Genomic DNA, 23312 nt, shown 5'->3' with positions numbered 1-23312 from the left:
TCCGTCGATTTTCAAGGGGGAAAAATTATGGAACAGCTAGACGGGACCAAAGCGGTGGAGCGCCGCTCAGGACTGGACCTTCCGACCATCATCGATCGCGCTGCACAGCGTCTACCGTCTCTCGTCCTGACGCGCACTCCTTTGCGCGTCAGTTTTGCTGGCGGCGGTACCGATCTGCCCGATTTCTACAATCTCGATTGCGGCGCGGTCTTCAGCGCGGCAGTGGACAAGTACATCTATGTCACCGTCAAGCGTCACAGCGAGATCTTTAATGAACCCATCCGCTTGAACTATTCACAGACCGAGCAGGTAAACACCATAGGGGAGATCAAGAACAACATCGCTCGCGAATGCCTGCGTTTCCTGGAGATCGAACCGCCGATTTACATCTCGACGGTCGGAGACATGCCTGCCTCGACGGGCATGGGGGGGTCGAGCTCGTTCACGGTGGGACTGCTCAACGCCCTGCATGCATTCCGGGGAGAACGTGTCACCCCTGGCCAACTGGCCGAAGAGGCATGTCACATCGAGATGGACATCCTCAAGGAGCCGATTGGCAAGCAGGACCAGTATGCCGCCGCGTTCGGGGGCATGAACCTGTTCCGCTTCCAGCCGGGCGGCGCGGTAACGGTCGAGCCGCAGCGGGTGCGCAATGGCGCCATCGAACATCTCTTCAGCAACCTGATGATGTTCTGGACGTCGCATCAGCGGCCGGCCAGTTCCGTGCTGGCAGAGCAGAAGGCGAAAACGTCAAGCAATCTCGATACGCTCAGGCGGATGCGGGACGACGCCTTCATGCTTCAGGAGATCTTTGCGGAGCCCGTCATCGACGTAGAGCGCTTCGGTGCCGTCCTTCACGCAGGGTGGGAGATGAAGCGGAGTTTGGCGTCCCGCGTGAGCAACGCGACGATCAATGGCCACTACGACCTCGCCAGGGACGCAGGTGCGGAAGGCGGCAAGCTGTGCGGCGCCGGCGGCGGCGGATTCCTTATGTTCGCGGTCAAGCCGGAACGCCGGGAAAGTGTAAGACGCGCACTCTCACACCTAGCCTATGTGCCTATCGGCTATGAAGTCCACGGCTCGCGCCTCTTGCATCCGGCGCAAGTCTGATGGCCGTCCTTCGATCGCACAAGAGGACCGCCGGCGCGAGCCACCCTGAGCAGAGGTCGTCGGAGATGCAACCCGACGTGACACTCATTTGACCAATGGATCTACGATGCTTTTCACAAAGACCGATATTCCCGGCGCCACCCTGGTGGAACTGCAGAAATTCGAAGACGAGCGGGGCTTTTTCGCACGCGGCTGGTGTTCGCGCGAGTTTGCCGAGCAGGGGCTTCCGGATCGTGTCGTGCAGGTGAATATTTCATACAACAGGCACAAGCATACACTGCGCGGCTTCCATTACCAGCTGGCTCCCCAGTGCGAGGACAAGATGCTTCGCTGCATCCGGGGCAGCCTGTACGACGTGCTGATCGACCTGCGTCCCCAATCGCCCACCTATAAGCAGCACCTCACGGTGGACCTGTCAGCGGCGAACCAGCGGATGCTGGTCATACCGAAGGGCTGCGCGAACGCCTTTCTCACCATGGAGGACCACTCCGAGGCGACATATCTCGTCTCCGAATTCTACACACCGGCGGCCGAGCGCGGTGTTCGCTGGAACGATCCTACCTTCGCCGTGAAGTGGCCGGTGGATGTGCCGGCACTGATTTCTGAAAAGGACCGAAGCTGGCCCGATTATGACCGCTAACCTTTCGCCACCCGACCTTTCGGGGAGCAGCACAGGGGAGACGTCAATGTTCATTGTCGACAGGGAGTTGGAGAGGCTCGAGGCTCAGGGGCGGCCAATTCGCGTGGGTATGGTGGGGGCCGGCTTCATGGCCCAAGGCATCGCGCTGCAGATGCTGCGATATGTCCCAGGCATGGAACTCGTGGCGATTTCCAACAGGCACGTGGAAAAGGCGCGAGATGCCTATGCCGCTGCAGGCGAAGACGATGTGATGGAGGCGACCAGCACCAAAGCGCTTGAGGATCTTGTGGCGCGCGGTCGCCGCGCTTTAACGGCGGACCCGATGCACATTTGCGAGGCCGACGGCATCGACGTCATCATCGAGGCGACAGGCGCGATCGAGTTCGCTGCCCACGTCACAATGCGGGCGATCCGGCACGGCAAGCATGTCGCCCTGATGAATGCCGAACTCGACGGCACGATCGGACCGATCCTGAAAGTGTATGCCGACCGGGCAGGAGTGGTCCTCACCAATGTGGAGGGGGATCAGCCCGGCGTTATCATGAACCTCTACCGTTGGGTCAGGGGCCTGGGCATACGTCCGGTGCTTTGCGGGAACATCAAGGGCCTGCACGATCCCTACCGAAATCCGACGACTCAGGAGGGTTTTGCCAAGAAGTGGGGGATGAAGGCCCCAATGGTCACCTCCTTCGCGGACGGCACGAAGATCTCGTTCGAGAACGCCATCGTCGCCAACGCCACAGGCATGCGGGTGGCGAAGCGCGGCATGTACGGGCCTGTGGTCGAGCCTGGAACCCCGATCCAGGGGGCGGTCGGGTGGTATCCCCTCAATCAGCTCCTCGAGGGGCCGGGGATAGTTGATTATTGTGTCGGCGCCATGCCCAACCCCGGCATCTTCGTTCTTGGCACCACAGAGGATGCCGTCGAGAAGCACTATCTCTCACTCTACAAGATGGGCCCCGGACCGCTCTACTGTTTCTATTGGCCCTATCATCTGTGTCATTTCGAGGTCCCCGCCACGGTGGCGAGGGCCGCAATATTCCGCGATGCTGCGATTGCGCCCCTGGGCGCGCCGACCGTTGATGTGGTGGCCGCCGCCAAGCGGGACCTTGGTGCCGGAGAGATCCTCGATGGCCTTGGACATTACATGACCTACGGGCTCTGCGAGAACGCGCGAACGGTGCACGCCGAGCGGCTTGTGCCGATCGGGCTCGCCGAGGGCTGCCGGCTGCTGCGCGACGTGAAGCGGGACGAGGTGCTCGGCTATGACGACATCGAGCTTCCGATCGGGCGGCTTTGCGACACACTGCGCCGGGAGCAGGATCTTGCCTTCTTCGGCCGCTCTGCAGCCTCCCTGCGCCGCGAGGTTTCTGCAACCGCCTAGTTAGCGGGACTTCAGATGTTCCGCCGCCCGAACCTTAGAGTTGAGATGGCCGAACTGATGTCCGATTTCCATTGCCTGACGCATGCCGCCGCGCTTTGCCTCCTCTTTGTGGGTACGACTTTCCTGGCCCTTAACCCGGATTGGATCGACAGGCCCCTCGCAACGGCCGTCAACACCGTAGCGAGCACTCAGCCCTTCGCCAACCGGCTCGCTTTCGGTGCCGTCTACCCAACAACCGAGGGCGCTATAGTTGTGTCCTTGCTTTGGTATTGCTGGTTCGCCCATGACGGTCCGGAGTCGAGGGCAAGGCTGGTGAGCGGCGTCTGCGCAGCTGTCCTCGCGGCGCTCGTCGCGCATTTCCTGCAGGGCGCTCTGCCGACGACGCCAAAGCCGATTTTTGACTCCGCACTTCGACTTCATATCCCGGACGTTTTGGGCGACGCTGCCGTTCTGCGCTCAGCGCCGTTCGCCGGCACCCCCGGGTTCCCCAGCGAGCGAGCGGTTCTGTTCGCGGGTCTAGCGATCGCCATTCTTCTCGTTCGCTTCGAACTCGGACTCCTCGCCCTGGCCTGCACCTTGGTGGTAGAGCTTGCGCGAGTCTACTTGGGGCTGCATTACCCGACCAATGCTCTGGGTAGCCTCGCCTTGGCCGCCGCCCTGGTATGGATAGCACAAACGCACCCGAGCCTTGAACTCGGCGCCCTGGTTCTCCGGTGGGAGCGCGGCGCCCCATCAAGCTTCTATCTGTGCAGCTTTCTGGCCTCATACCTTGTTGTTGCGTTCCAGGCGTTGCGAGAACTTGCCAAAGGGCTTCTGCAATAGGAACTGGTGTGAAGCCGCCAACGACATGACGTGCATCGCCGCGCTGAAGCGTCATCTTGGCCGGACAACAACAATCATGCTGAAAGGTGTTCGCAACAGCGGCGGATTACCTCAATGAAGCGGATTAGGCATCCGGCAAGCTGGATAAGGCCGCTCTACGGCTTCCACTGGCCCTACTACCTCTGCCATTTTGAGGTAGCCAGCACACTGCGCGCGCCGCGCTGTTCGACAAGCCCGATCTCTTCGCTCGGCGAACCCAAGGTCAATTTCGTTGCAACCCGCCAAGACCGATTCGAACTGCCGGCCCTTCCTGCGTTCAGCTCCGCAACGAACAGGATTGCCACTTCTTTGGCTCCGCAGTAGCCGGCACGGCCCCGGGGACGAGGCGACTCGTGAGCCGGCGCTCGCAGCGGGCGGCTCCTACTTCCTACGCGGTAGGGCGACGACGTTGGCCGAGCCCAAGGCGATGCTCCGCAGCATCTGTTACGAACGCCGAGCGACGGGATTACCTCCTTTTGTTGGAGCGCCTGCCACAATGACACTCTGGTCGCGGGAGGGAATCGATATAAAATTCACAGGTCGATAGCCGCTCCGCGTTAGGCCAGACTGAACCCCATCTGGCGCTGTTGTCTATTTTGGACACAGTGAGGACGGCGGACACAGTGAGGACGGCGCAGTCAAGCGGAACAGCTACTAAGAATAAGCCAAAGGCAACCATTGATGTACAATCCAGATGGGCTCCGGTATTGTAAGCGAGTTGTAAGAGCGGCCTTAGGATTCGATCATCTTCTCCGGCCCGAATGCTCTATTCCTACACAAAAACTCGGCTCCGCATATGGAGGTTGGGTCGTTGCGGTCGAGCCTCTTCTAGCTGCTCCCTCCCCTATTGTTCTTTCCTTTGGCTTAGGGGACGATATTTCATTTGATCTGGAAGTCAGCAAAGTATTCGGTGCAAAGGTCTTTGGGTTTGATCCGACTCCGGCCAGTCTTGACTGGATTGCCGCTCAGGAATTACCCCCCACTGTGCGGATCTACCCCTTGGGAATATCTAATTTCGACGGGGAGCAAACGTTTGCTGTGTCCGAAGATGACACACGCAGCAATTTTTCCACGAAGTTGGTTACAGGCAAGAGCATTGTCTGCAACGTGAGGCGTTATTCTACTATCCTGGATATGCTCGGACTGGCAACTGTCGATGTGCTGAAACTCGACGTCGAGGGGGCAGAGCACGACGTCCTTCCAGAGGTGCTTGGATCTGATGTCTTACCGAGACAGATTCTCGTCGAGTTTCACCACTGGTGGCACCGCACTCCCGTGGAGCAAACCTACCGAACAGTGGAAGCGATAAAGGGCCAGGGTTACATCCTGTTCCATGTTTCTCCTGCGGGCCACGAGTTGTCATTTTTGCTGACGCGATAGCAAGCCTTACGAGAACTTTCGACAAGCCGCCGTCGGTGGCGGGATCGTCGGCAACAACCTGACGCCACGCTTGCCAGGTGACCCGAGAACCGTTTCTCGGCGGCATCGCCCGCGCCGCACTGATCAGCCGACCCACATGTTCGGCATTGCCGACGGCAGCATGGCCGGCATGCAGCTCCCGGAGAAGCGGTGGCGCAAGCGCTTGTGAAGTGACGGCTCGCGGCAGGGCGGCTACGTCCATGCCATAGGAGCATAGGCTGAAGAGGCTAGCCAAGCAGAAAGGGACGCACGGGAAGTAGCTGTGACGGGCATTGAGCGGTGGGGATTACCTCTTTTGCTGGCGTGCCTGCCACAAAGACACTCTGGCAGAACAAGGCACTTTCGCCTTTCGTTAGAGGAGTGTGGGGCAGACCGTCGGTCGACGAGGCCACCACAGCCCTCAAGGATTGGATGGGACCCGATGACAGATCGCATTGCGCTCATAACTGGTGTGACCGGTCAGGACGGTGCCTACCTTGCCAGACTGCTGCTGGAGAACGGCTATACTGTCCACGGACTGAAACGCAGATCCTCCTCCTTCAATACCGAACGCATCGACGACATCTACGTCGATCCGCACGAACCGGACGCACGCTTTTTTCTCCACTACGCCGACCTGACCGATGCGACCAATCTCATTCGCATCGTTCAGGAGACGCGCCCTACCGAAATCTACAATCTGGCGGCCCAAAGCCATGTCCAGGTAAGCTTCGAGACGCCTGAATATACCGGCAACGCCGATGCCCTTGGCACACTCAGGCTGCTTGAAGCCATCCGCATCCTGAAGATGGGAGAGCGGGTGCGCTTTTATCAGGCATCAACCTCCGAGCTGTTCGGCAAAGTCCAAGAGGTGCCCCAGACGGAGAAGACGCCGTTCTACCCGCGCTCTCCCTATGCGGCGGCCAAACTCTATGCCTATTGGATCACGATCAACTACCGTGAAGCGTACGGAATGTTCGCTTCCAATGGCATACTGTTTAATCATGAAGGCCCCACGCGCGGCGAGACGTTTGTGACCCGCAAGATCACACGTGCGGTTGCAGGTATCGAGCGAGGCTTTCAGTCCGCCCTCTATCTTGGAAATCTGGATGCGAAACGCGACTGGGGGCATGCTCGCGACTATGTGGAGGGCATGTGGCGGATTCTTCAGCACGCCGAGCCAGACGACTTCGTCCTCGCCACGGGCGAAACCCACTCGGTTCGAGAGTTCGTAGAGCGTGCCTTTCGGGCAGTCGGCCGCGTCATCGTCTGGGAAGGTAAGGGGGTGAACGAGATCGGCCGGGATGGCAAGACAGGAGAAATCCTCGTCCGAATCGACCCACGCCATTTCCGTCCAACGGAGGTCGATCTCCTGATGGGAAATCCGGCGAAAGCCCGCTCAAAGCTCGGCTGGTCGCCTAAGACGACGTTCAGCGACCTCGTGGCGGAAATGGTGGCGGCCGATCTGAAACGTCTGGAGCGAGAGCGCTGGCATAGGGACAGTAGCGTCTAGAAAGCGCCACCGGTCATGAACAACACTTACCGGCTCCGTGATGTGCGTCTTGGCAGCATCAATATCGTCGCAAACGCGACCGGCAAGATCGTGCCAAGCGGGCGCACCAGCCTTTAGAGAGGGGCGTTGTCCGCGCTACCCACGTGCGCGATGGACAGAGCGTGAAGGCTGGCGACCTTCTGTTCGATTTCGACCCGACCATGACGCCGACGAGGAGCGTCAGCAAAACGATCTCCGTTCGGCCGACCTCAACACGCCGCTGCGCGCGGAGCCGCAGACGATCCGCTTGCCGCCTTCGCGGCCGTTCCGGAAAATCGACTTGGCACGCCGGGAGTTGCCGGTCAGCGTCCCTTGTTGACGTTCTCCGACTCCAGAAAAGCGCTTGGTTCACCTCGCTTTGGGAGTATTTCGGCCTAGGCGTGCCTGCAACTTCACGAAAGATAGACGCCGCCAATTCTAGACCTATGGGCCTGCGCCTTTGGCAGCCTGGGCGGCAGCCGCTCTCGTCCTGTCCACGAATGACATCTCTCATTCCGGCGAGATCTGCCATCGGCGGTTGAACGCCAGTTCCGCGTGAGGTATCGATCTCGCGGGCGTGCGTTCGGGTACTCGCCGTTTGCGTCGGTCCAATGAGAGCGCGGCCTAATCCGTCATTCCTTCTCTGAACAGACGACGTTTCGCTGACTCCTTGAAAGCCTTGAGAGGCGAGCCAGCCTCCGAAATGCCTTTCGGCGCCATTCTCGCGGAACCGGAACTTGAACGCGGTCACCGGCATGTTGCAGCCCAGCCCACCCTTGTCGTCAGCCCGAGCAGCACGCACGAGACATCCTTTCGGTCGCCGACAGGCATGCTCCTATTGGACTAGGGGGTGCCAATCGGGGCGTTAGGGCTACCCCAATTCATGAAGGAGCCTCCCGCCCGGCAGCGTGCTACGTCTGTCCGCGCAAGAGCCGAGCAAAATGCGTGACCCAGGACACAGTCGGACAAGCCAGGCCGAACGCATTCGGCTTCGTCGCGAGATGTTCGGGGCTGTCGATGCCGTGCTGCGCCGCAATCCAGAGGTCGGAGCCTACAACCAGAAATTTTGAGGGGACTGGATCATGCCGGAGCGGATCGTCAGTTTTGTGATGAGCGGGGGCGTCGGCTCGCGGCTGTGGCCGCTGTCGCGCGAAGACAATCCCAAGCAATTCCACGACCTTTCGGGCGACGGCTCGATGCTTGCGAAGACTGTCCGGCGCCTCAAGGCGCGCTCGGACGGCGAGACGCCGATCTATCTGATAGCATCCGAACGGCATGCCGACCGCGTTATCTCGGACATCGGTCCGCTCGGCCTGAACGGCGGCAGACCGATTTTCGAGCCCGTCGGCCGCAATACCGCCGCTGCAGTGGCCATAGCCACGTTGCAGACGATCTCCGAATATGGCGGTGACGCGCTTGTGCTCGTGGTGCCCTCCGACCATCAGATATCGACCGAAATGCAATTCTGGCAAACCGTCGAGGCTGGCATGCCTGCCGCCGATTCAGGAAGCATTGTCGTATTCGGCATCAGGCCGACCCATCCCGAAACCGGGTACGGCTACATCGAGGTTACGGCAAATGGTGACGGCGGGGCCGCCGTTTCACATTTTGTCGAAAAGCCCAATGCCGAGACGGCCCGCAAATATGTGGCTTCGGGAAGATTCTACTGGAACGCCGGCATCTTCCTGTTTCGTGCCGACACGATGCGGAAGGCGTTTCTCGAGTTCCGGCCAGACATCTGGGACACCGCGGAACGGGCCCATAAGGCTGCACGGACCGACGTCTTGGGCATCTACCTGCCCCAGGGCTTCTATTCGGCTGTCCCGTCGACGTCGATCGACTACGCAGTCATGGAGCATGCACGCGGTATTGCGATGGTTACGGCTTCCTTCCGCTGGAACGACCTTGGATCGTGGCAATCGCTGCTGGAAGCCAGCCCGACGGACCGCGACGGCAATGTCGTAATGGGCGACGTTGTCGCCATGGATTGCGGCAACTCCTATCTCAGAAGCCAGGGCAGACTGCTGACAGTCATTGGAATGAAGCATGTGGCGGTGGTGACGACACCGGACGCGGTATTCGTCGCTCCTGTCAGCCACAGCCAGAACGCGAAGAAAGTCGTCGAACAACTCGAGAAGAGCGGACGCCTTGAAACGAAGTTCACGGGGTCGGACGACCGGGTCATCATCAGCGGGTCATGGCGCAAGCGGGTCGAGCACTGGCTCTTCAGCGAAACCCTGCCGCTGTGGTCCACTGCAGGTGTCGACGATGCGTATGGCGGCTTCCACGAGGCGCTCGGTTTCGATGCAAGGCCGTTGGGCAAACCCAAGCGCATGCGGACGATGGCTCGCCAGATTTACGCGTTCGCGGTGGCCAAAGAACGCGGCTGGGTTGGACCGGCCGACAAGCTCATCGACCACGGCATCGAGTTTATCGCCAAACACGGCCGCACCGAACGCGGTGGCTGGGTGCGCATCCTTAATTCCAATGGCAGCGTGGCTGACCCGACGGAGGACGCCTACGACCATTCCTGCGTGCTCCTGGCGCTTGCCCATGCTCACCGATGCGGCCATCAGGATGCCCTGCAGCTGGCACAAGAGACGTTCCATTTCATCGACACCCATCTCGAGGACGTCAGCCTGAACGGCTTCCTCGAGACCCCCGGCTGGAAGGGGGTGCGGTTCTCGAACCCGCACATGCACATGCTGGAATCCTTCCTTGCCTGGCATCGCGTCACCGGCGAGCGTGCATATCTCCGTCGGGCGGCACGTGTCGTCGATCTCTTCCGGTGCCATTTCTTCGATCAGGAGAGCTGGACGCTTGGGGAACATTTCGATGTCGATTGGCTACCGTTGTCGGGAGAGGAGGGACAGTGGACCGAACCAGGGCACCATTTCGAATGGGCCTCGCTCCTCATCGATTTCGCGCGGGCAAGCGGGCAGAAAGACTTGGCAGCCTATGCAAGGAAGCTCTATTCGTCGGCGATCGCAAGCGGATTGAACCGGTCCACGGGCCTGGCTTATGCAGCCGTGTCGCGGCAGGGAATTCCCTTCGACCGGCTCTCCCGCAGCTGGCCGCAATGCGAAGCCGTCAAGGCGGCCGTCGCCCTGGACGGCATCGGCGGGCCTGATCTGAAACCTGAGATCGAAGCTCGTGTCGCCCGCCTCTTCAAATGGCATATCGATCCCGCACCGCTAGGCTTGTGGATCGACAGAATTGACGAGCGCGGAAGGTCACTGGCGACGGAGGTGCCCGCGAGCATTTTCTACCACCTCGTGACGGCGTTGATGCAGTATCTGGACAAGACCGCAGGGCAAGTCGAACCTTTCCCGCTGCCAGCTTTGGATGTGAGCAAAAACGTTGCGATGCAGGGTTACGGCTGACCCAACCGTCCGCCATAGCTCCGTGTTGGTCAAACGACCAATAACGAAACTGGTACAAGATCGGGAGGAATACCCATGAAAGTGACAATCCTGGGAAACTGTCCGCCCCATGCCTACAAGGGATTGATGCAAGGCTCAGACCGAGAAGCTGCAATCAAGGCGGTTTTGGAAAGCGTTGGTGGCAAGGTATCCGGTATGATGTTTACTCGCGGCGCCTATGATATTGTCATCAATGCTGAGGTTCCGGACCAGGCCGATGGGATGGACCTAGCACTGGCGGTCCAGGCAAGCGGCTGGATAAACGAGCTAGTTGTCCTGGAAGAACTCGACATGAAGGCGGCGCTCGCAGCCGCCAAAAAGGCTGCCGCGTTTACAAGCCCGCCGGCTGATTGGATAACTGGCTGTACATTGAAGGCAGCACGGTTCCGTTGAACGCGCCGTGCTGCCAAGTCTCAAGGAAAGACACGCTGCGGTTTCGGAAAGCCGAAGCAGGCGCGGCATTGGTTCTGCTTTGATACCGCGCCGACAGCGAACGCGCCCGGCTCAGGGGTCAGAAACGGAGGTCATGCCGAGTTAATTTTGGAATGTACGAATGTACACCCTAGAAGGTGCGCTTGACGGACCGGCGAGGTCCGGTTTTGTAGAGGTTTCTTCTCGGAGCGCTTCTAATCGGAGCGCGACAAGTCAATCGAGATCACATTGTCAGTATCTGTTTCAGGTAGCTCGAACAGCATCAGCAAAAATTGGCCGCTCGGGCGGCGTTCTCATGATCACCGTCCCTAAGGGTGCTCGGACTTTACGACTTTCCAGGATACCTATGGTCCTGACGCAGCGGGTGGAGCTATCCGTCACTTCCCTGCCCTGTGCGCCGCCACCAATCTCGCGTAGAAGGGCCCTGGCCGAACCCGGCCCTGCGACGCGAGAACTCCATGCGAATAGTGTTGCCTGTCCTGTTGCTCGGCGCCGCCCTTGCCAGCCTGTCGCCCGCCAAGGCCGCGGCGGGCGATTGCGGGGATGCCGCCGCGCTGGTGCAGCAGGCCTATCCCAACGCCCGAAAGAGCGCCGACGGCACCTCGTTCACGCTTGAACCTCATACTAGCATCACCTCAACGTTCACGGAGAGCGAAGCGCCATTTGGCCTGGTCTGCAAGATTTGGCCCGCCCATGTCGACCTGCTGTTGGTCGCAGTGCCGCTGATTGACAGCGCTAACGGCGACCACCTGCATGTCGGCGATATCGAGCTTCTGGTCGTCGACAGGAATACGCGGCGCGTGCGCCAGCGCCTGCTCCAGCCCGGTCTGATGACCGATGACGCGATTGTCATCGAGAAGGTGGAATTCGACACGGGCCGCTATGCACTGGCCCCCAATGTCAGCGCATTCGGCCTGCGCATCGAAATGGCGCACCATTCGCTGACCGCTCCCTTCACTGAAACCGACCTGCGGCTATACGCTCTCACCGGCGATACGCTACGCGTGGTGCTCGACGGCCTCGTGGTGGCCGGCTCTGGCGGCGATAGCGATGGTAGTTGCGCCGGATACTTTCATTCCAGCCAGGTCAGCCTGGCGATAAGCCCGGCGCGCCATCATGGCTATCACGATATCACCGCGATTGAGCGGTCGAATACCGATAATCCCTCCCCCGACCACAATGGCGAATGCCAGTCCCATCCTGGCAAGCCTGCGAAGCGGACCTACTGGATGCGCTATGATGGCAGCCGCTATGCGGTTCCCGCGGCACTCAAGGTGATGGGGTTGTGAGGCGGCCGCACACGTCCCTGCCTTGGTTCGTCAATGTCATCAATTCCAGTTGAACGGGTATCGACCGTTAATTCTCTCGTGGTAGGAGGCGCTCAAGGGGGCTCTTCTCAAAGGAGCTGATGATTTGTGGTGGTCAAGATTCAAAAGGGGTTTTGCCGGAACGTGGGACGACAGACTTGACGGGCTATTCTCCGCAAAGGTCGACTACGCCGGAAAATCCATTCTCGATGTTGGCTGCAATATGGGTGTTGTCGCCTATGAGATATCCAAGCTGAAACCCAGCTCGATCCACGGGATCGACATTGCCAAGCCGCACATCGAGACCGCAAAGATGTTGTTGAGTGGCTCCCCGGTACATGCCAGGTTCGATCGCCTAAACCTTGGCAGCCGGCGCCTCGGCAATATCCTTCTACCGAAATACGATATCGTCCTGCTGCTGGCCGTCTATCAGCACATGCAGCGCAACATCGGCCCAGGCAAGGCGCGAAGGGTGCTTTCCAATATTGTGAGGCGCACCTCAAACGTCGTTGCCCGCGTTCCGCCTGGAACGGATGGCGAATTCATCGAAACGCTTTCTGACGAGGGGTTCCAGGTCAAGAGCACTCACACATCGCCTCTTGGTAGTCATGTGCTCGTGCTTGAGAAACCCGCCTTACGAAATCCGCAGCCATAGAGATGACATCCATGTGGCAGCAGCGGGCGCAGACCCGCTGCCTGCCTGCAACGCAGTCCCGGGAGAGCCCGATTCGCCGGCAGAAAGCACCTTGCGGATGGACGTCGGGCCTATGCCTTTGACATTGAGGTTGACTCCGCAGCCGTGCTGGAAGAGCTTTTCAAGGCCAATGGCTGGAGTAGCGGCTGGCGGGACGGCATCTACCACTACGTTCATTACCATTCCCGCAAAAATGAAGTGCTTGGGGTTGCGCGCGGAACCGGCAAGGTTCGGTTCGGGGCAACAGGGGCCGTACATTGTCCTTGAAGGCCGGCGACGTGGCAGTTCTTCCGGCCGGCACCGGTCACCCAGTTGGCCGTCACGGGAAGGCTCCCGGTCTATGGGAGGAAGCGCCGCTGGTCTCAGTGTGGGAAAAATGAAGCTTGAAGATGAAGTCCGCCACGTTTCCGAAGACTTGGACGATGATGTACTGAGTGACGCTGTGCGGGCGCTGCATCGTCGGGTTAAGATCGTTCATGATTTCGATATCCCATACATTGCTGGCTACAGCAAAGATGGCAGGACGATTTATATCGATCGCCATATGCCTCGCACTATGGATTGGAAATCGGCCAAGGTCCGGCTTGCCCCATTTCTGCTAACGCACGAGATCGTTGAAAAGGCGCTCCTGGACAAACTCGGGCTTCATTACCTGCACGCGCATCAGATCGCCCTTCGAGCCGAACGCGATGCCGTGAAGGCGGCGGGTGTTGGCTGGTCCGCTTACCAGGCCGTCAACAAAAAGAACGAAAAACCGATCTCCGAAGAGAAGCTCAAGAAGATTCCCAAGGATCTTGACCTGACGCCCTACCGCGACATGAGTGACTTTTCAACGCTAGAGCGTCTGCTGAAGGCGCAACGATAGTCGGACAAGCCAATGGGTCCTCGCTTGCCAGTTCCATGACCGCCGCCTTGCTGCAGAGCCGACGATGCTCTTTGTTAGATTCGAGCCCGGCCGAGAGTAGGGCTTTCAGTCGCAGATGCTAACGAGGCAGTAGGTTTCCTTGTTCCTTGGCCGTTTCGAGAAACGCCCCGCGGACCACTTCGCGTTTCACCTGATCGATCAAGGCATGCATGGCAGAGCTGCACTGCGCTGAGCCATTTGGGCCACGCTGCTTGGTCCTGTGCAACAGTTGCTCAGCGGCTCGGCGGCCCGCTCGAAGTCGTTGCACTAATAGGCAATGCCAGGACAGGTGGTCCTTACGGACACTGGCGTCAGGATAGGCGCTTAATTTGAGAAGCTGGAAGGTGGGATGCTATCGTATTAGCGCGAAGGCCGTGTATCCTTTGAAATTCCATGCGCTGTGCAACTTCTCAAATAATACCTGCGTAGCCACTATGTGAATTGAAGCCGAGGACGATGACAACCAGCCGCGCGGCCTGGTGGCCGAGCGCCACGTCCGAAGGACGATGGAGGCCGCCAACGCGTGTCCGAAAATTGTAGCATACTTCGGACTCATACCTTGCGTTTGTCCGAAAAGCACAGCCGGACGGGACCGCCGAAGCGGCGAAAGCGACCCCCGCGCCTCCTATCCGAAGTCAGAGAGAACCAGAGAGGACCCATAAGAGGAACTTAAAGCCGCAAGAGCCCGCCGACCAACCCCGTTTAGCCGCAGCTAACGGAACGATGTAGGCCCTCGCGGGTTTAGAGGCGGCAGCGGATTCTTCGTGATGTGCAGCCGCTGTAGGGGGGTCCGTCGCCTCTCTTCCTCACCGGCGGCGGGCTCCTTTCGCGAAGGCGGTGTTGGTCAGAGAATCTTTACCGCCATCCAAGTTAGCTAGTTGCCATTGGGGGGAGTAACGTCCCCTCCTCTTTTGCAGCAGCCAGGAACGCCTTGCGAGCCTTCTCAGGTTCCATCTCGTCGAAAATCACGGCCATGCAAACACGCACCGCGACGTCCCACAAGGCCACGCTTGGTCCAGTTCATCAGTTCCTCGCCGGCTGCCTCGGCGTTGTTGACATTGCGGATGATCCCGAGACGCTCAGTCTTGACAGGGATCGGAGGGTTGAACCAGTGGGTTGTCATGTGGGGAAATGTCGGGCAACTATGGAATTTTGTCGGCCGATTCCAGCTTCCGCAGCTCAGACTGCTCTGAAAGCTCCCGCGCCAGTGTGGCAAGCGTCGGTGTCAGAGTTGGTTCGCCTACAAACCTTAGGAGCCTGCGCAGCTTCCGGCAGTAGTCTTCCGAACTGATCATCCCTCGGAAGGCACGTCCCCTACGCAGCATGGCCATGAGGGTCACTGAAGCTTCCTTCTGGTTCGTCGAAGGCCATAGAAGCCCGCGCTGCCAAAGTGGTGGCGCTCCAATCAACCTCGACCTGCTCTCGCCGCTCAAGCTCCTGCAACAATGCAGCAAGGGACGCCGGCAGTTTCTCGTCGACTTCGAGACCAAGCCTGTTGCGGAGCATCTGACGATTATCTTCTGAGCTGATCAGCCGTTGAAAGGCTGTCCCTGCTGTTGGTCGTGCCGGCATAAGGTCGTTCCCACATTCGGTCTGAAACACTTTCGTTGTGAAAGGGTTCCGAAGGGGAAGCGAATAATTTGGTGAGAATCTCTGAGCCGGGATTGGACGACCAGCTCGCGCGAAGTTCCCCGTGCCGCTCTCGAGGGTTGAACCAATGGGTTGCCATGTGGCTATTCGCGAAGGTCGAACGCGACGAACAGGCCAAAGGCTGGGCCAATCTCGACAATAAGCTCGACCAGCGCGCAGTCACTTTCCACCAGATGCGGCCCGGCTCGGCGCACCGCTGCGATGGTCTCTTTCACGGAGATGATTTGGCCGCGACCGGCTTGTAAGATCAGCTCTTTAACAAGCTTATGGGCAGTCACTTTGCTCGGTCGGCAGTTCGTCCAAACGTTCATACTAGGCCTCCCACCTCAGCGAGAACCCACGCGGAACATTCATGATCCTCTGTCGGGAAAAATCAAGAAGAATGTTTGATGGAAATTTCTTAGCGGGAACCAGAGAAACAAGTACGGAGCGAGCCTCTGTACTCTTCCGCTTTGAGCTCAGCCAGCCCGCTAAGGGACTTCTTCGGTCGGCCCCTCTTTGGCCCGATCAATAGCCGCAAGTAATGACTGAAGGTTTGGCGGCAGTTCTGGTTCGACCCCCAGATTTAAGAACGTTTGTACGTTATGACGATAGTCCTCGGAACGGATCAGTTTCCGAAACGCTTCGGAGACAGACTGATGGTCTGCTTTGTTGCTGGTTGCCATGGAAGTCCCTCCCAATGAGCCGCAACTCGCCCGCAACGAATGGGTTCCATCAGGACGTCGGAATATTAAGTATAAATTTCTGAGCGGGAGATCGCATAACCGGCTCGCGCGAAGACCCCCGTGCCATCTTCGTTTGCCGCAGCATTATCCTCGCTCTTTGAACTGAAGATTCGTGTCGGTTTGGCGTCCGCGTTGCACATCGTGAACGTTGGAATGCTTCTGTCCAATGTTTGCTCACGCTGTGATGCCAATAGGGCAGGCTCTTGCGGCAGCGTGCCGCAAGGCCGCGACGAATGAACGCCGGCCCAGTTCAACCCGCGCGACGTCGTTCAAAGCTGGGGGGATCGATCTCCATCAAGCGGTCTGCGGCCTCGACCGCAGTTCGTATCCTGCTGCACAGCGCGAGATTTTCGGCCAGCATCTCTTCAGTACGTTGAAGCGCGAGCTCGGTCCGGTGGATGCGCTGCCTGGCATTGGCAACTTCCGATGTCAAAATATCGGCCGCCATCCCGTGGCCGTGGGGTTCCATAGTGTCCATGGGTTTCTAATACATGGGGGGCGATATCGTTCCCTGATGTCGGGCGAAACGGCGGGCCGCAGAATAGCGCTATGGGCCGAATGACCAATGCACTCCCTGTCAAAACAGCGCCAGAAACAGGCGAACGGCTTCGGCCGCTCTACCTGCCACGGGCAGAGGCGATCACGGTCCAGAGGGTCATTGATCTGTTCAGGCACGACTACAACGCAAGCGACGACACACTCAGGCGGCTGGTGATCAAGCCCCGTCTTCACAATCAGACAATGCCCGGTGCTCCGTCGAGAATAAGCGCTCCCGGTTTGGCTATGGCGCTCGCCGGCGATGATGGCGCACTTGCGCGGTTGAGGCGGGACGATCGCGAGCACCCGCACAACTCGGTATTTCAAGCGGCTCGGCATCCCGCGACCCTGACCTGTTATCAAAAATTATGCTCGCGGCGACTGTCTAAAGTAGACATTAAGTAGATGTCGCGGCTCGACAGGGCCCCATACATGCCCATACGTGCGGAATTCCTCGACGAGGCCGCGCGTGCGATTCTCTTGCCTCGAAACAGAGGCCGGAGATTAACCGGAATGAGGTTTATCGTAGTCACCCCTGGCCGTAATCGATTGCCTGTCGGATCGAGGCCGAGCAGCTTCAATTCCTCCAGATCGAACACTGAACTACTTGACCCGTTGCCTTCTCGCGAACTCTTTCGAAAACACGCGATGAAGACCGAGTGCGCGCGATCCAGCTTCGCCCTCGCAACGAAATCGGCAGGGCCGACATGCGTTTGCCAGACAAAGTTTGGTGGGGCAGGTTTCCACGTAAGTTTTGATCCATAGGCCGCTTTGCCCGGAGCTGTGATACGTCCACGTAGAGTGCAGATCCGCGGCTCCAGCCTTCTCGCGCAAGCATTCGGCGTCTCCGCATGATCGACGCAGGATGTTTGCTGCAAGAGTGATGCATGATGGACAGTGGTGGGGCACGCATTGACGATGTCAGGCGTTCAGGATTTTCGCTTCCTTGGCGGCGCTGAGAAATGCCACGCGCGCTACATCCGGTGCGCTGCCGCCGCCGAGAACCTTCATGCATGCCATACGAGCCTGGATGCGGCGCGCGGTTTCTCCAATGGGCCAGCGGTAAAGCAGCATTTCGGCGGCTTCGCGGGTGCTCGAAACACTGACTTTGCCCGAGGACAGCAAAACGGTCACGGGCTCTTCGAACGTGCCGACGTCTCGTTCGCAGGTCATATGCTGGTCTCCTTTCGCAACCTCCCCAAGACTTTACGGGTGAACCATCCGTTCCGTTGCGTCACGTTTGTCCCGGTGGGCGAACATTCTGTGAGGACGGGCGCTCGTCCAGAGCGCGGGCTTGATCGCTCAGACTGGACTCGCCAACGCGTTGCGGTCCTCAAACAGCGAGAACCGTCCTTATCGCTACGGGCCACTTGCCGGCCCAGGCATCCGCAGACGGAAGTCAATACTCATTTCTGGGGATGGAAATCTCGCGTGCAGATCGGCGAAGCCGGGCGAGAGGAGTGATCGTCATGACCGTTCTTGCCCATAGCATCGCCAGCGACCCCCCACGGAACGTGGCGGGCCGTCTTCTTGCCTGAAGAGCTGCATCTCTATTTGGAGTTCATCGGCCAGGCGCCGGCACAAATCCCTCCACTGGATGAGCCTCGACGGCTTCCTTGCACGGCCAAAAGATGCTCTCCACCAGCGGGCGCGCTGTAGAGTTTCGCGATTTTCGCCACAGCGACGATATTGGACACCAGGGTCCGCCGATCCATCAAGGCAACGGACGCCATCTTGGATCGGCTAATGGTCGATGCTCACGACGACACAATTGCTCGGCGTCAGAAGATGTCCTGGCCAGCATGGGCTGGCTGGTCATTGTAGCTCTCCGTCGGGTTTGCGCGCCGGCCTTAGCGGGCAGCGGATAGGCTACTTGGCGAGGAAGTCCGTAATGAGCTTGACCGTGGCGTCCGGGTTTTCCTCCATGATCCAGTGACCGGAGCCCGGTACGATCCCAACAGTCACATGGGTCGCGACATAGCGTAGATCGTCTGCCTGGGCCGTGCCGAAAGACTTTTCAGCGCCAACGGCTAGCACCGGCATCGAGACTTTGCCGCCCTTCGCCAACAACTCCTTGTTGTCCGCCGCATCCTGGTTAAAGGCGGCGAATTGCTCGAAGGCGTCGTGCATGGCGTGAGGTCGCGCGTAAAGTACGGAGTAGTGCTTGCGCGTTGCTTCGTCGATGGCCTTCGGATTGGCTGACAACTCGTTCCAGAAACGGTCGAGATAGATACGCTCGCGCCCTGCTACCAGCCGCTCCATGTCGGGACCACGAAAGTTGAAATGCCACAGCAACGGCAAGCGGATGATGTTGTCCCAATCGCCGATGCCCGGCAGCGGCGCATCGATCACAACCCAGCGGGTGACTCGGTCGCGATACTGGGCGACGAAAGCGTAACCCACCATGTTGCCGATATCGTGGGTGACGAGGTCGGCTTTCTCGATCTTCAGATGGTCGAGGATACCGGCAATGTCGACGGCCTGGTTTTTCTTTGTGTAACCGGTGTCGGGATGGGCGGACAGTCCCATGCCGCGCAGGTCTGGCACGACTACGGTGTGATCTTGCATCAACTTTGCCGCAACAGGCGCCCACATGTCGCCACTGTCGCCGAAGCCGTGCAGCAGCACGACGGCGGGGCCCTGTCCCCCGATGCGGACATTAAGGCTCGTGCCGTTGGTTTCGATCGATTGCGTCTTGAAGCCTGGCGGGAATGGGACGACCCGCGCCGTGGCCGGCAAGCTAGCGAGCAGCAGACCTAGCACTGCCATGATCATCCTACACATGTCGTCCTCCGTGAACGTTGTTGCACTGAGCCATGCCGACGTCGGCGTGTCGCTGCCGATCCGCTTCGATGAGGAGCATAAGGACTCGCAGACGGCCCTAATAGCTCGAATCGCCGTCGATTGAACGAAGAAGGCCTTTTGTTGTGTTGCGTGATTCAGAATTGGTAGCATCAGGGCATGTTGGGTAAGACTGTATGTCGCCTCTGCCGATGAGGTGGCTCGTCCTCCTGTGGTGTGGGTCGGCTCGGCCCGCCCCGAGCAACGCTCGGACGCGCACTGTAGGGCGAGCCACCTCATCGCAGAGGCGGACATATGGTCTTACCATGATGAGTAGCGCCAAGCCTCACTACGAAGCCATCAAGGCCTTCTCACTGAGGATCTGAAGAAGATCACCGTGCCCACGCTGGTCATGCATGACGACGATGACAGGTCGTGCTGATCGAGGATTCGGGCAGGCTGTCGGTCAAACTTCTTAAGAACGACACTCTGAAGGTCTATATGGGTTACCCGCACGGCATGCTGACGACGCACGCGGACGTCATCAACCACGACTTGCTGGCCTCCATCGAGGGCTGAACGTATCTTGGGGACGCGTTCGCGTTCGCAAAATGACGTGGCGGAATTTGGCCCGCCACGTCCATCTTTGCCGGCCGCAGGCGACGACCACTGACTGAACTGCCTTTCCGGCCATCTGCTTTAGCTGTGGCGTTGGCGTCGCTTTGCCCCGAGGTAGAGAAGTCGTGGATTGAGTGGCGGGCACAACCGGATCCGGCCGTGTCACTTTCGCCGTCGTGCCGGGTTCGAACCCGCACGGCACAGTGAACAATCGCATCGCGCCGCATTTCGGCCGTGGAGGGCGGCTTCGCCTTGCTTCAAGCAGACCCGTTTAGCGTGTCTCGGCCCGCCGCCGGAATTCCTCGGCGCTGTTCCGCATAGGATACGGCTGCTCCGGGATCGGGACGCCAAGATGGCGGCATAGCGGCTCCCATCCTTGCCCGAGTGCATGCACGAGCAGTCGGCCAGGCGGCACAGTGGTGAGTATGTCGTGCCGATGTGATTCGTAGACGGCTATCGCGTGAGCGCGATCGACGCCCCTCCAAAGACCTTGCCGAAAACGAGGGTCTCCCCCAGAGAGTCCGGGTCGACCTGACCGCGGCGCGTCACCTGAAACGCGCTTTCGATACTTGTCCACCAGCTTTCGGACGAGCGGTCCGTGTGAACGATCCGTGCTTCCGGATACGCTTCGATCAATTCGCGCCAATAATAAGAGGAGGGCCAGTCCACGCAGGATGAGTAGCCCTCAAACAGACTCTCCCAGTCTGCCGACGCACCTTTGGCTAAGGCCCTCCAGCGCTGCTTCTGAATGGCGCTCCCATCGACTTCGAACATGTGATGGCAGGGTCCGAAGCCCAACAGGTTGAGCGCCTCTCGCATGGAGTCAGTTCCGGTGCGCCCGAAACCCGTTCCGATGACCTTGAGCGGCATGATAGCCCTCCACCGTGCCTGCGCCGAACCGGATCATTTATCTCCGCCAGCCGAGCACTATAACAGCTGTTTTTGCGAAAGTCCGTCTTGCGGCCACTGCCGGTCCTTCGTTGCGCGCCTCACTAGCTGACCTTCAGGCACTGGCGGAGTCTGGCCTTCGCGGGCCCCATGCGACTATTCTAAAACTTCTAAAATTGGCGACACGGCAAGTCACGGGCATCGCGTCCTACACCTTTATCGGAAGAGCATTTGATCATAGCTGTGGATACGGAATACGCCTCTGAACAGATTGGCGAATGTCGCCTGCATCGCGCGCCTGGCAGATCACGCTGCCACACCGGGTATACAAGGTGGTAACGGCAGAGCCGCCGCCGGCCGGCGTGTTGGTGGTGGCCGTGCGCCGGCCAAACGCGTCATGGGTCATGCCCGTCGCCCTGCCAGACTCTCCGGGATAGACGATGCCGATCAGCCGAGGTAGCACGCCACAACTTGAGACGGTTTTGATCGAGATGATTGTCCAAGCGGCAGATTTTCCGGCGGCCAGCTTCGATACCGTAGCGGGCGACTGCGCCGACAAATCTGGAGGCCGAATACTCTTCAACGTTCGCGTTGACAGCCATGTGGATGTTCAGCGAGTTGCCGCCATCGCGAGCAAATCTGACGAGGGGACGACTCCTTTGCTTTTGCTGTTGGATCGTACGGGGACGTCGATCAAGATCCATGAGGTGCCGGTTGAGGACTACCCGTTGGTAGTCTCCATCGCCCGTTGGGCCAGATCAGCCCCTTCACTTGCAAGCCATCACCAGCGTCAATGTCGAGGTTACCCTGCTCCTGGACGCTGTCGCGTCGGAAGCACGGCCGGATTAGCTGAATTGCGGACCCAGCCGATGTTAGCGGGGCCTACGCGTTATGATCGGGGTCCACTCCTCGTGCTGCTTTGTGCATTCCACATTGCCTTTCTATGCGACTTCCAAGCACAAAGCGTGACCATCGACCCAGAATGGCTCTGGTGTCCCACTCGCTTAGGCAGCCAAAACCTGACAACCCTGGTGCCGCTGCTGAGGTCGCGGTTGCGCCACCCTGGCAGATGGTCTGCTTTCCGCGTGCGAGCTGACCATTGCCAAGGTAGAAAATTCACTCTCCCACCTCCGAACCCAGGCGACGTTGTCTTTTCGCAGACCGCGTGGACTTCAGGCGCCGAACCTGTCCACCGCAAAGGGTGCTATGCGCGCTGGATCGCCGCGACCAATGATCAGCTCGGCAATCAGGCGCGCCGTGATCGGCGCCAGCGTCAGGCCGAGATGGCCGTGGCCGAAAGCGTGGATCACCCTCGAGCTGCCGCGCGACGGGCCGATGACCGGGCGGGAATCGGGCAGCGATGGCCGGAACCCGAGCCATTCGGATGAAGGCTGGCCGAGTTGTGGAAAGAACTGCCTGACACCGCGATCGAGCAGCGCCAGCCGGCGCGCATTTGGCGGCGCTGCAAGTCCGCCGAGCTCGACGGTTCCGGCGACACGCAGCCGGCCGGCCATCGGCGTCATGTAGAAGCCGAGATCGACCGGACAGACCGGACGATTGAGCAGAGGCGCTTCGGTCGGAAATTCGAGATGATAACCGCGTTCGGTCTCGAGCGGAATCCTGTCGCCGGCCTGTATGGCCAACGCCCGCGATTGCGCGCCCGCGGCGATAACCACCGTGTTCGCCTTGATGTTAAAGCCGGAACCGCTGAGCCTGACACCGTCCGCCTCAACCCGCAGTCCGGTTATCTCAGCCTGCGCCACCGAAACGCCGCGGTCGGCCGCGGCATCGAGCAGCCGCCGCATCACTGTCTCGGGATCGCTGACATTCATCGAGTCGGGGAAGTACAGACCGCTGGCCCCGGTCGCGGGCAGGCCAGGCTCCAGCGCGGCCACCGCTTCCGGCGTCAGAACCTCTTGATGGACGCCAAACCCGGCGCGCAGCGCCCTGCCCCCAGCGGCCTTGGCGAAATCGCTCTCGCGGCGATACAGGTAGAGACAGCCGTTGCGGCGCAGCAGGTCTGTCAGGTCAGCCTCCTCCACCATCTCTTCCCAGGCCGGCAGGGCCTCGGCCAGTAAACCGGCGAGCGCCAGCGCATTGGCGCGGGTGGCGGCGGGAAGCGATTGCCGCACGAATTGAACCAGCCATGGCGCAAGCTGCAACAGCGCCGGCCAGCGCAAGGAAAAAGGGCTGTCGGGATCGAGAAGCAGCTTTGGCAGCGCGCGCAGCAGAGCCGGATTGCCGACCGGCATGCAGGCATATTCGGCGATCGTTCCGGCATTGCCAAACGAGGCGCCGGAGCCCGGCTCATTGGGGTCGATGAGCAGGACTTCGCAACCCTCAGCTGCGAGCCGGAGTGCAGTTGCCAGTCCGACAACGCCGGCACCGACGATGGCGATTTCGACCGATTCCGACGCTGCCATCTTTAAA

General features: G+C 59.7%; 21 protein-coding genes and 2 pseudogenes. 13 read left to right on the top strand and 10 right to left on the bottom strand.

Features of this window, described 5'->3' with window-relative positions:
- Positions 1-27: 27 nt before the first annotated feature.
- The 12 genes and pseudogenes from NKH33_RS25785 to NKH33_RS25725 all read left to right on the top strand — a co-directional run bounded on the left by NKH33_RS25785 (position 28) and on the right by NKH33_RS25725 (position 13644).
- A complete protein-coding gene (locus tag NKH33_RS25785; protein WP_352685469.1) occupies positions 28-1110 on the top strand; it encodes a GHMP family kinase ATP-binding protein in 1083 nt (360 codons plus the stop codon).
- A 106-nt stretch (positions 1111-1216) separates the two neighbouring features.
- Complete coding sequence (gene rfbC / locus NKH33_RS25780; RefSeq protein WP_352542510.1) at positions 1217-1750, top strand: dTDP-4-dehydrorhamnose 3,5-epimerase; 534 nt, start codon at positions 1217-1219, stop codon at positions 1748-1750.
- 46 nt (positions 1751-1796) lie between these two features.
- A complete protein-coding gene (locus NKH33_RS25775) occupies positions 1797-3134 on the top strand; it encodes an NAD(P)H-dependent oxidoreductase (protein WP_352542511.1) in 1338 nt (445 codons plus the stop codon).
- Between the two features lie 45 nt (positions 3135-3179).
- Entirely contained in the window at positions 3180-3956 is a 777-nt protein-coding gene (locus NKH33_RS25770; RefSeq protein WP_352542512.1) for a phosphatase PAP2 family protein, read from the top strand.
- Positions 3957-4676: 720 nt separating this feature from the next.
- A complete protein-coding gene (locus NKH33_RS25765) occupies positions 4677-5375 on the top strand; it encodes an FkbM family methyltransferase (RefSeq protein ID WP_352922093.1) in 699 nt (232 codons plus the stop codon).
- A gap of 460 nt (positions 5376-5835) precedes the next feature.
- Positions 5836-6906: a GDP-mannose 4,6-dehydratase gene (gene gmd, locus NKH33_RS25760; protein WP_352502827.1), complete on the top strand. Its 1071-nt coding sequence runs from the start codon at positions 5836-5838 to the stop codon at positions 6904-6906.
- A 1100-nt stretch (positions 6907-8006) separates the two neighbouring features.
- Positions 8007-10307: an AGE family epimerase/isomerase gene (locus tag NKH33_RS25750; RefSeq protein WP_352922091.1), complete on the top strand. Its 2301-nt coding sequence runs from the start codon at positions 8007-8009 to the stop codon at positions 10305-10307.
- A gap of 75 nt (positions 10308-10382) precedes the next feature.
- Positions 10383-10739 (top strand): GYD domain-containing protein, encoded by a 357-nt coding sequence (locus NKH33_RS25745; protein WP_352473837.1) that lies wholly within the window; start codon positions 10383-10385, stop codon positions 10737-10739.
- Positions 10740-11245: 506 nt separating this feature from the next.
- On the top strand, positions 11246-12067 hold the full coding sequence (locus tag NKH33_RS25740; RefSeq protein ID WP_352922089.1) for a PA3715 family protein: 822 nt from the start codon (positions 11246-11248) through the stop codon (positions 12065-12067).
- Positions 12068-12191: 124 nt separating this feature from the next.
- The gene (locus NKH33_RS25735; protein ID WP_352819735.1) at positions 12192-12740 is read left to right on the top strand and encodes a class I SAM-dependent methyltransferase; all 549 of its coding nucleotides are present in this window, start codon (positions 12192-12194) and stop codon (positions 12738-12740) included.
- Positions 12741-12869: 129 nt separating this feature from the next.
- Positions 12870-13087, top strand: a pseudogene (locus tag NKH33_RS25730) (cupin domain-containing protein); the annotation flags it as partial.
- A 68-nt stretch (positions 13088-13155) separates the two neighbouring features.
- Positions 13156-13644 (top strand): hypothetical protein, encoded by a 489-nt coding sequence (locus NKH33_RS25725; RefSeq protein WP_352637760.1) that lies wholly within the window; start codon positions 13156-13158, stop codon positions 13642-13644.
- Positions 13645-14553: 909 nt separating this feature from the next.
- On the opposite strand, the gene NKH33_RS25720 is transcribed toward NKH33_RS25725, so the two are convergent.
- The 7 genes from NKH33_RS25720 to NKH33_RS25690 all read right to left on the bottom strand — a co-directional run bounded on the left by NKH33_RS25720 (position 14554) and on the right by NKH33_RS25690 (position 19379).
- Positions 14554-14670, bottom strand: a complete 117-nt coding sequence (locus NKH33_RS25720) for a DUF982 domain-containing protein (RefSeq protein ID WP_352922120.1) — start codon at positions 14668-14670, stop codon at positions 14554-14556.
- A gap of 327 nt (positions 14671-14997) precedes the next feature.
- On the bottom strand, positions 14998-15255 hold the full coding sequence (locus NKH33_RS25715) for a hypothetical protein (RefSeq protein ID WP_352542948.1): 258 nt from the start codon (positions 15253-15255) through the stop codon (positions 14998-15000).
- Positions 15256-15416: 161 nt separating this feature from the next.
- Positions 15417-15644 carry a hypothetical protein gene (locus NKH33_RS25710; RefSeq protein ID WP_352473844.1) on the bottom strand — a complete coding sequence of 76 codons (228 nt, stop codon included), beginning with the start codon at positions 15642-15644 and terminating at the stop codon, positions 15417-15419.
- A gap of 159 nt (positions 15645-15803) precedes the next feature.
- On the bottom strand, positions 15804-15998 hold the full coding sequence (locus NKH33_RS25705; protein WP_352922087.1) for a hypothetical protein: 195 nt from the start codon (positions 15996-15998) through the stop codon (positions 15804-15806).
- A gap of 310 nt (positions 15999-16308) precedes the next feature.
- On the bottom strand, positions 16309-16506 hold the full coding sequence (locus NKH33_RS25700; RefSeq protein ID WP_352922085.1) for a hypothetical protein: 198 nt from the start codon (positions 16504-16506) through the stop codon (positions 16309-16311).
- Positions 16507-17516: 1010 nt separating this feature from the next.
- Complete coding sequence (locus NKH33_RS25695; protein ID WP_352922033.1) at positions 17517-17729, bottom strand: DUF982 domain-containing protein; 213 nt, start codon at positions 17727-17729, stop codon at positions 17517-17519.
- Positions 17730-18464: 735 nt separating this feature from the next.
- On the bottom strand, positions 18465-19379 hold the full coding sequence (locus NKH33_RS25690; RefSeq protein ID WP_352542809.1) for an alpha/beta fold hydrolase: 915 nt from the start codon (positions 19377-19379) through the stop codon (positions 18465-18467).
- A gap of 323 nt (positions 19380-19702) precedes the next feature.
- On the opposite strand from NKH33_RS25690, the pseudogene NKH33_RS25685 reads away from it, so the two are divergent.
- A pseudogene (locus tag NKH33_RS25685) lies at positions 19703-19955 on the top strand (alpha/beta fold hydrolase); the annotation flags it as partial.
- Between the two features lie 310 nt (positions 19956-20265).
- Here NKH33_RS25685 and NKH33_RS25680 read toward each other — a convergent pair.
- From NKH33_RS25680 to NKH33_RS25670, 3 genes are all read right to left on the bottom strand, one after another.
- Positions 20266-20451, bottom strand: coding sequence for a sulfotransferase (locus NKH33_RS25680; protein WP_352922118.1), 186 nt, complete (start codon positions 20449-20451; stop codon positions 20266-20268).
- Positions 20448-20864: a sulfotransferase family protein gene (locus tag NKH33_RS25675; RefSeq protein ID WP_352922083.1), complete on the bottom strand. Its 417-nt coding sequence runs from the start codon at positions 20862-20864 to the stop codon at positions 20448-20450. The genes NKH33_RS25680 and NKH33_RS25675 overlap by 4 nt, the downstream gene beginning before the upstream one ends.
- Positions 20865-22054: 1190 nt before the next feature.
- The gene (locus NKH33_RS25670; protein ID WP_352922081.1) at positions 22055-23305 is read right to left on the bottom strand and encodes an NAD(P)/FAD-dependent oxidoreductase; all 1251 of its coding nucleotides are present in this window, start codon (positions 23303-23305) and stop codon (positions 22055-22057) included.
- Positions 23306-23312: the final 7 nt, after the last annotated feature.

The organism is Mesorhizobium sp. M1182 (assembly GCF_040318335.1).
Lineage (GTDB): Bacteria > Pseudomonadota > Alphaproteobacteria > Rhizobiales > Rhizobiaceae > Mesorhizobium.
This window is presented reverse-complemented; position numbering and strand designations above follow the sequence as displayed.

Excerpts from the sequence above, each read along its gene's own strand:
- NKH33_RS25770 (WP_352542512.1), top strand. The coding sequence starts at position 3,180 with ATGGCCGAACTGATGTCCGATTTCCATTGCCTGACGCATGCCGCCGCG.
- NKH33_RS25745 (WP_352473837.1), top strand. The coding sequence starts at position 10,383 with ATGAAAGTGACAATCCTGGGAAACTGTCCGCCCCATGCCTACAAGGGA.
- NKH33_RS25785 (WP_352685469.1), top strand. The coding sequence starts at position 28 with ATGGAACAGCTAGACGGGACCAAAGCGGTGGAGCGCCGCTCAGGACTG.
- NKH33_RS25765 (WP_352922093.1), top strand. The coding sequence starts at position 4,677 with ATGTACAATCCAGATGGGCTCCGGTATTGTAAGCGAGTTGTAAGAGCG.
- rfbC (WP_352542510.1), top strand. The coding sequence starts at position 1,217 with ATGCTTTTCACAAAGACCGATATTCCCGGCGCCACCCTGGTGGAACTG.
- NKH33_RS25750 (WP_352922091.1), top strand. The coding sequence starts at position 8,007 with ATGCCGGAGCGGATCGTCAGTTTTGTGATGAGCGGGGGCGTCGGCTCG.
- NKH33_RS25775 (WP_352542511.1), top strand. The coding sequence starts at position 1,797 with ATGTTCATTGTCGACAGGGAGTTGGAGAGGCTCGAGGCTCAGGGGCGG.
- gmd (WP_352502827.1), top strand. The coding sequence starts at position 5,836 with ATGACAGATCGCATTGCGCTCATAACTGGTGTGACCGGTCAGGACGGT.
- NKH33_RS25670 (WP_352922081.1), bottom strand. The coding sequence starts at position 23,305 with ATGGCAGCGTCGGAATCGGTCGAAATCGCCATCGTCGGTGCCGGCGTT.
- NKH33_RS25725 (WP_352637760.1), top strand. The coding sequence starts at position 13,156 with ATGAAGCTTGAAGATGAAGTCCGCCACGTTTCCGAAGACTTGGACGAT.
- NKH33_RS25710 (WP_352473844.1), bottom strand. The coding sequence starts at position 15,644 with ATGAACGTTTGGACGAACTGCCGACCGAGCAAAGTGACTGCCCATAAG.
- NKH33_RS25690 (WP_352542809.1), bottom strand. The coding sequence starts at position 19,379 with ATGTGTAGGATGATCATGGCAGTGCTAGGTCTGCTGCTCGCTAGCTTG.
- NKH33_RS25705 (WP_352922087.1), bottom strand. The coding sequence starts at position 15,998 with ATGGCAACCAGCAACAAAGCAGACCATCAGTCTGTCTCCGAAGCGTTT.
- NKH33_RS25675 (WP_352922083.1), bottom strand. The coding sequence starts at position 20,864 with ATGCCGCTCAAGGTCATCGGAACGGGTTTCGGGCGCACCGGAACTGAC.
- NKH33_RS25700 (WP_352922085.1), bottom strand. The coding sequence starts at position 16,506 with ATGGCGGCCGATATTTTGACATCGGAAGTTGCCAATGCCAGGCAGCGC.
- NKH33_RS25715 (WP_352542948.1), bottom strand. The coding sequence starts at position 15,255 with ATGCCGGCACGACCAACAGCAGGGACAGCCTTTCAACGGCTGATCAGC.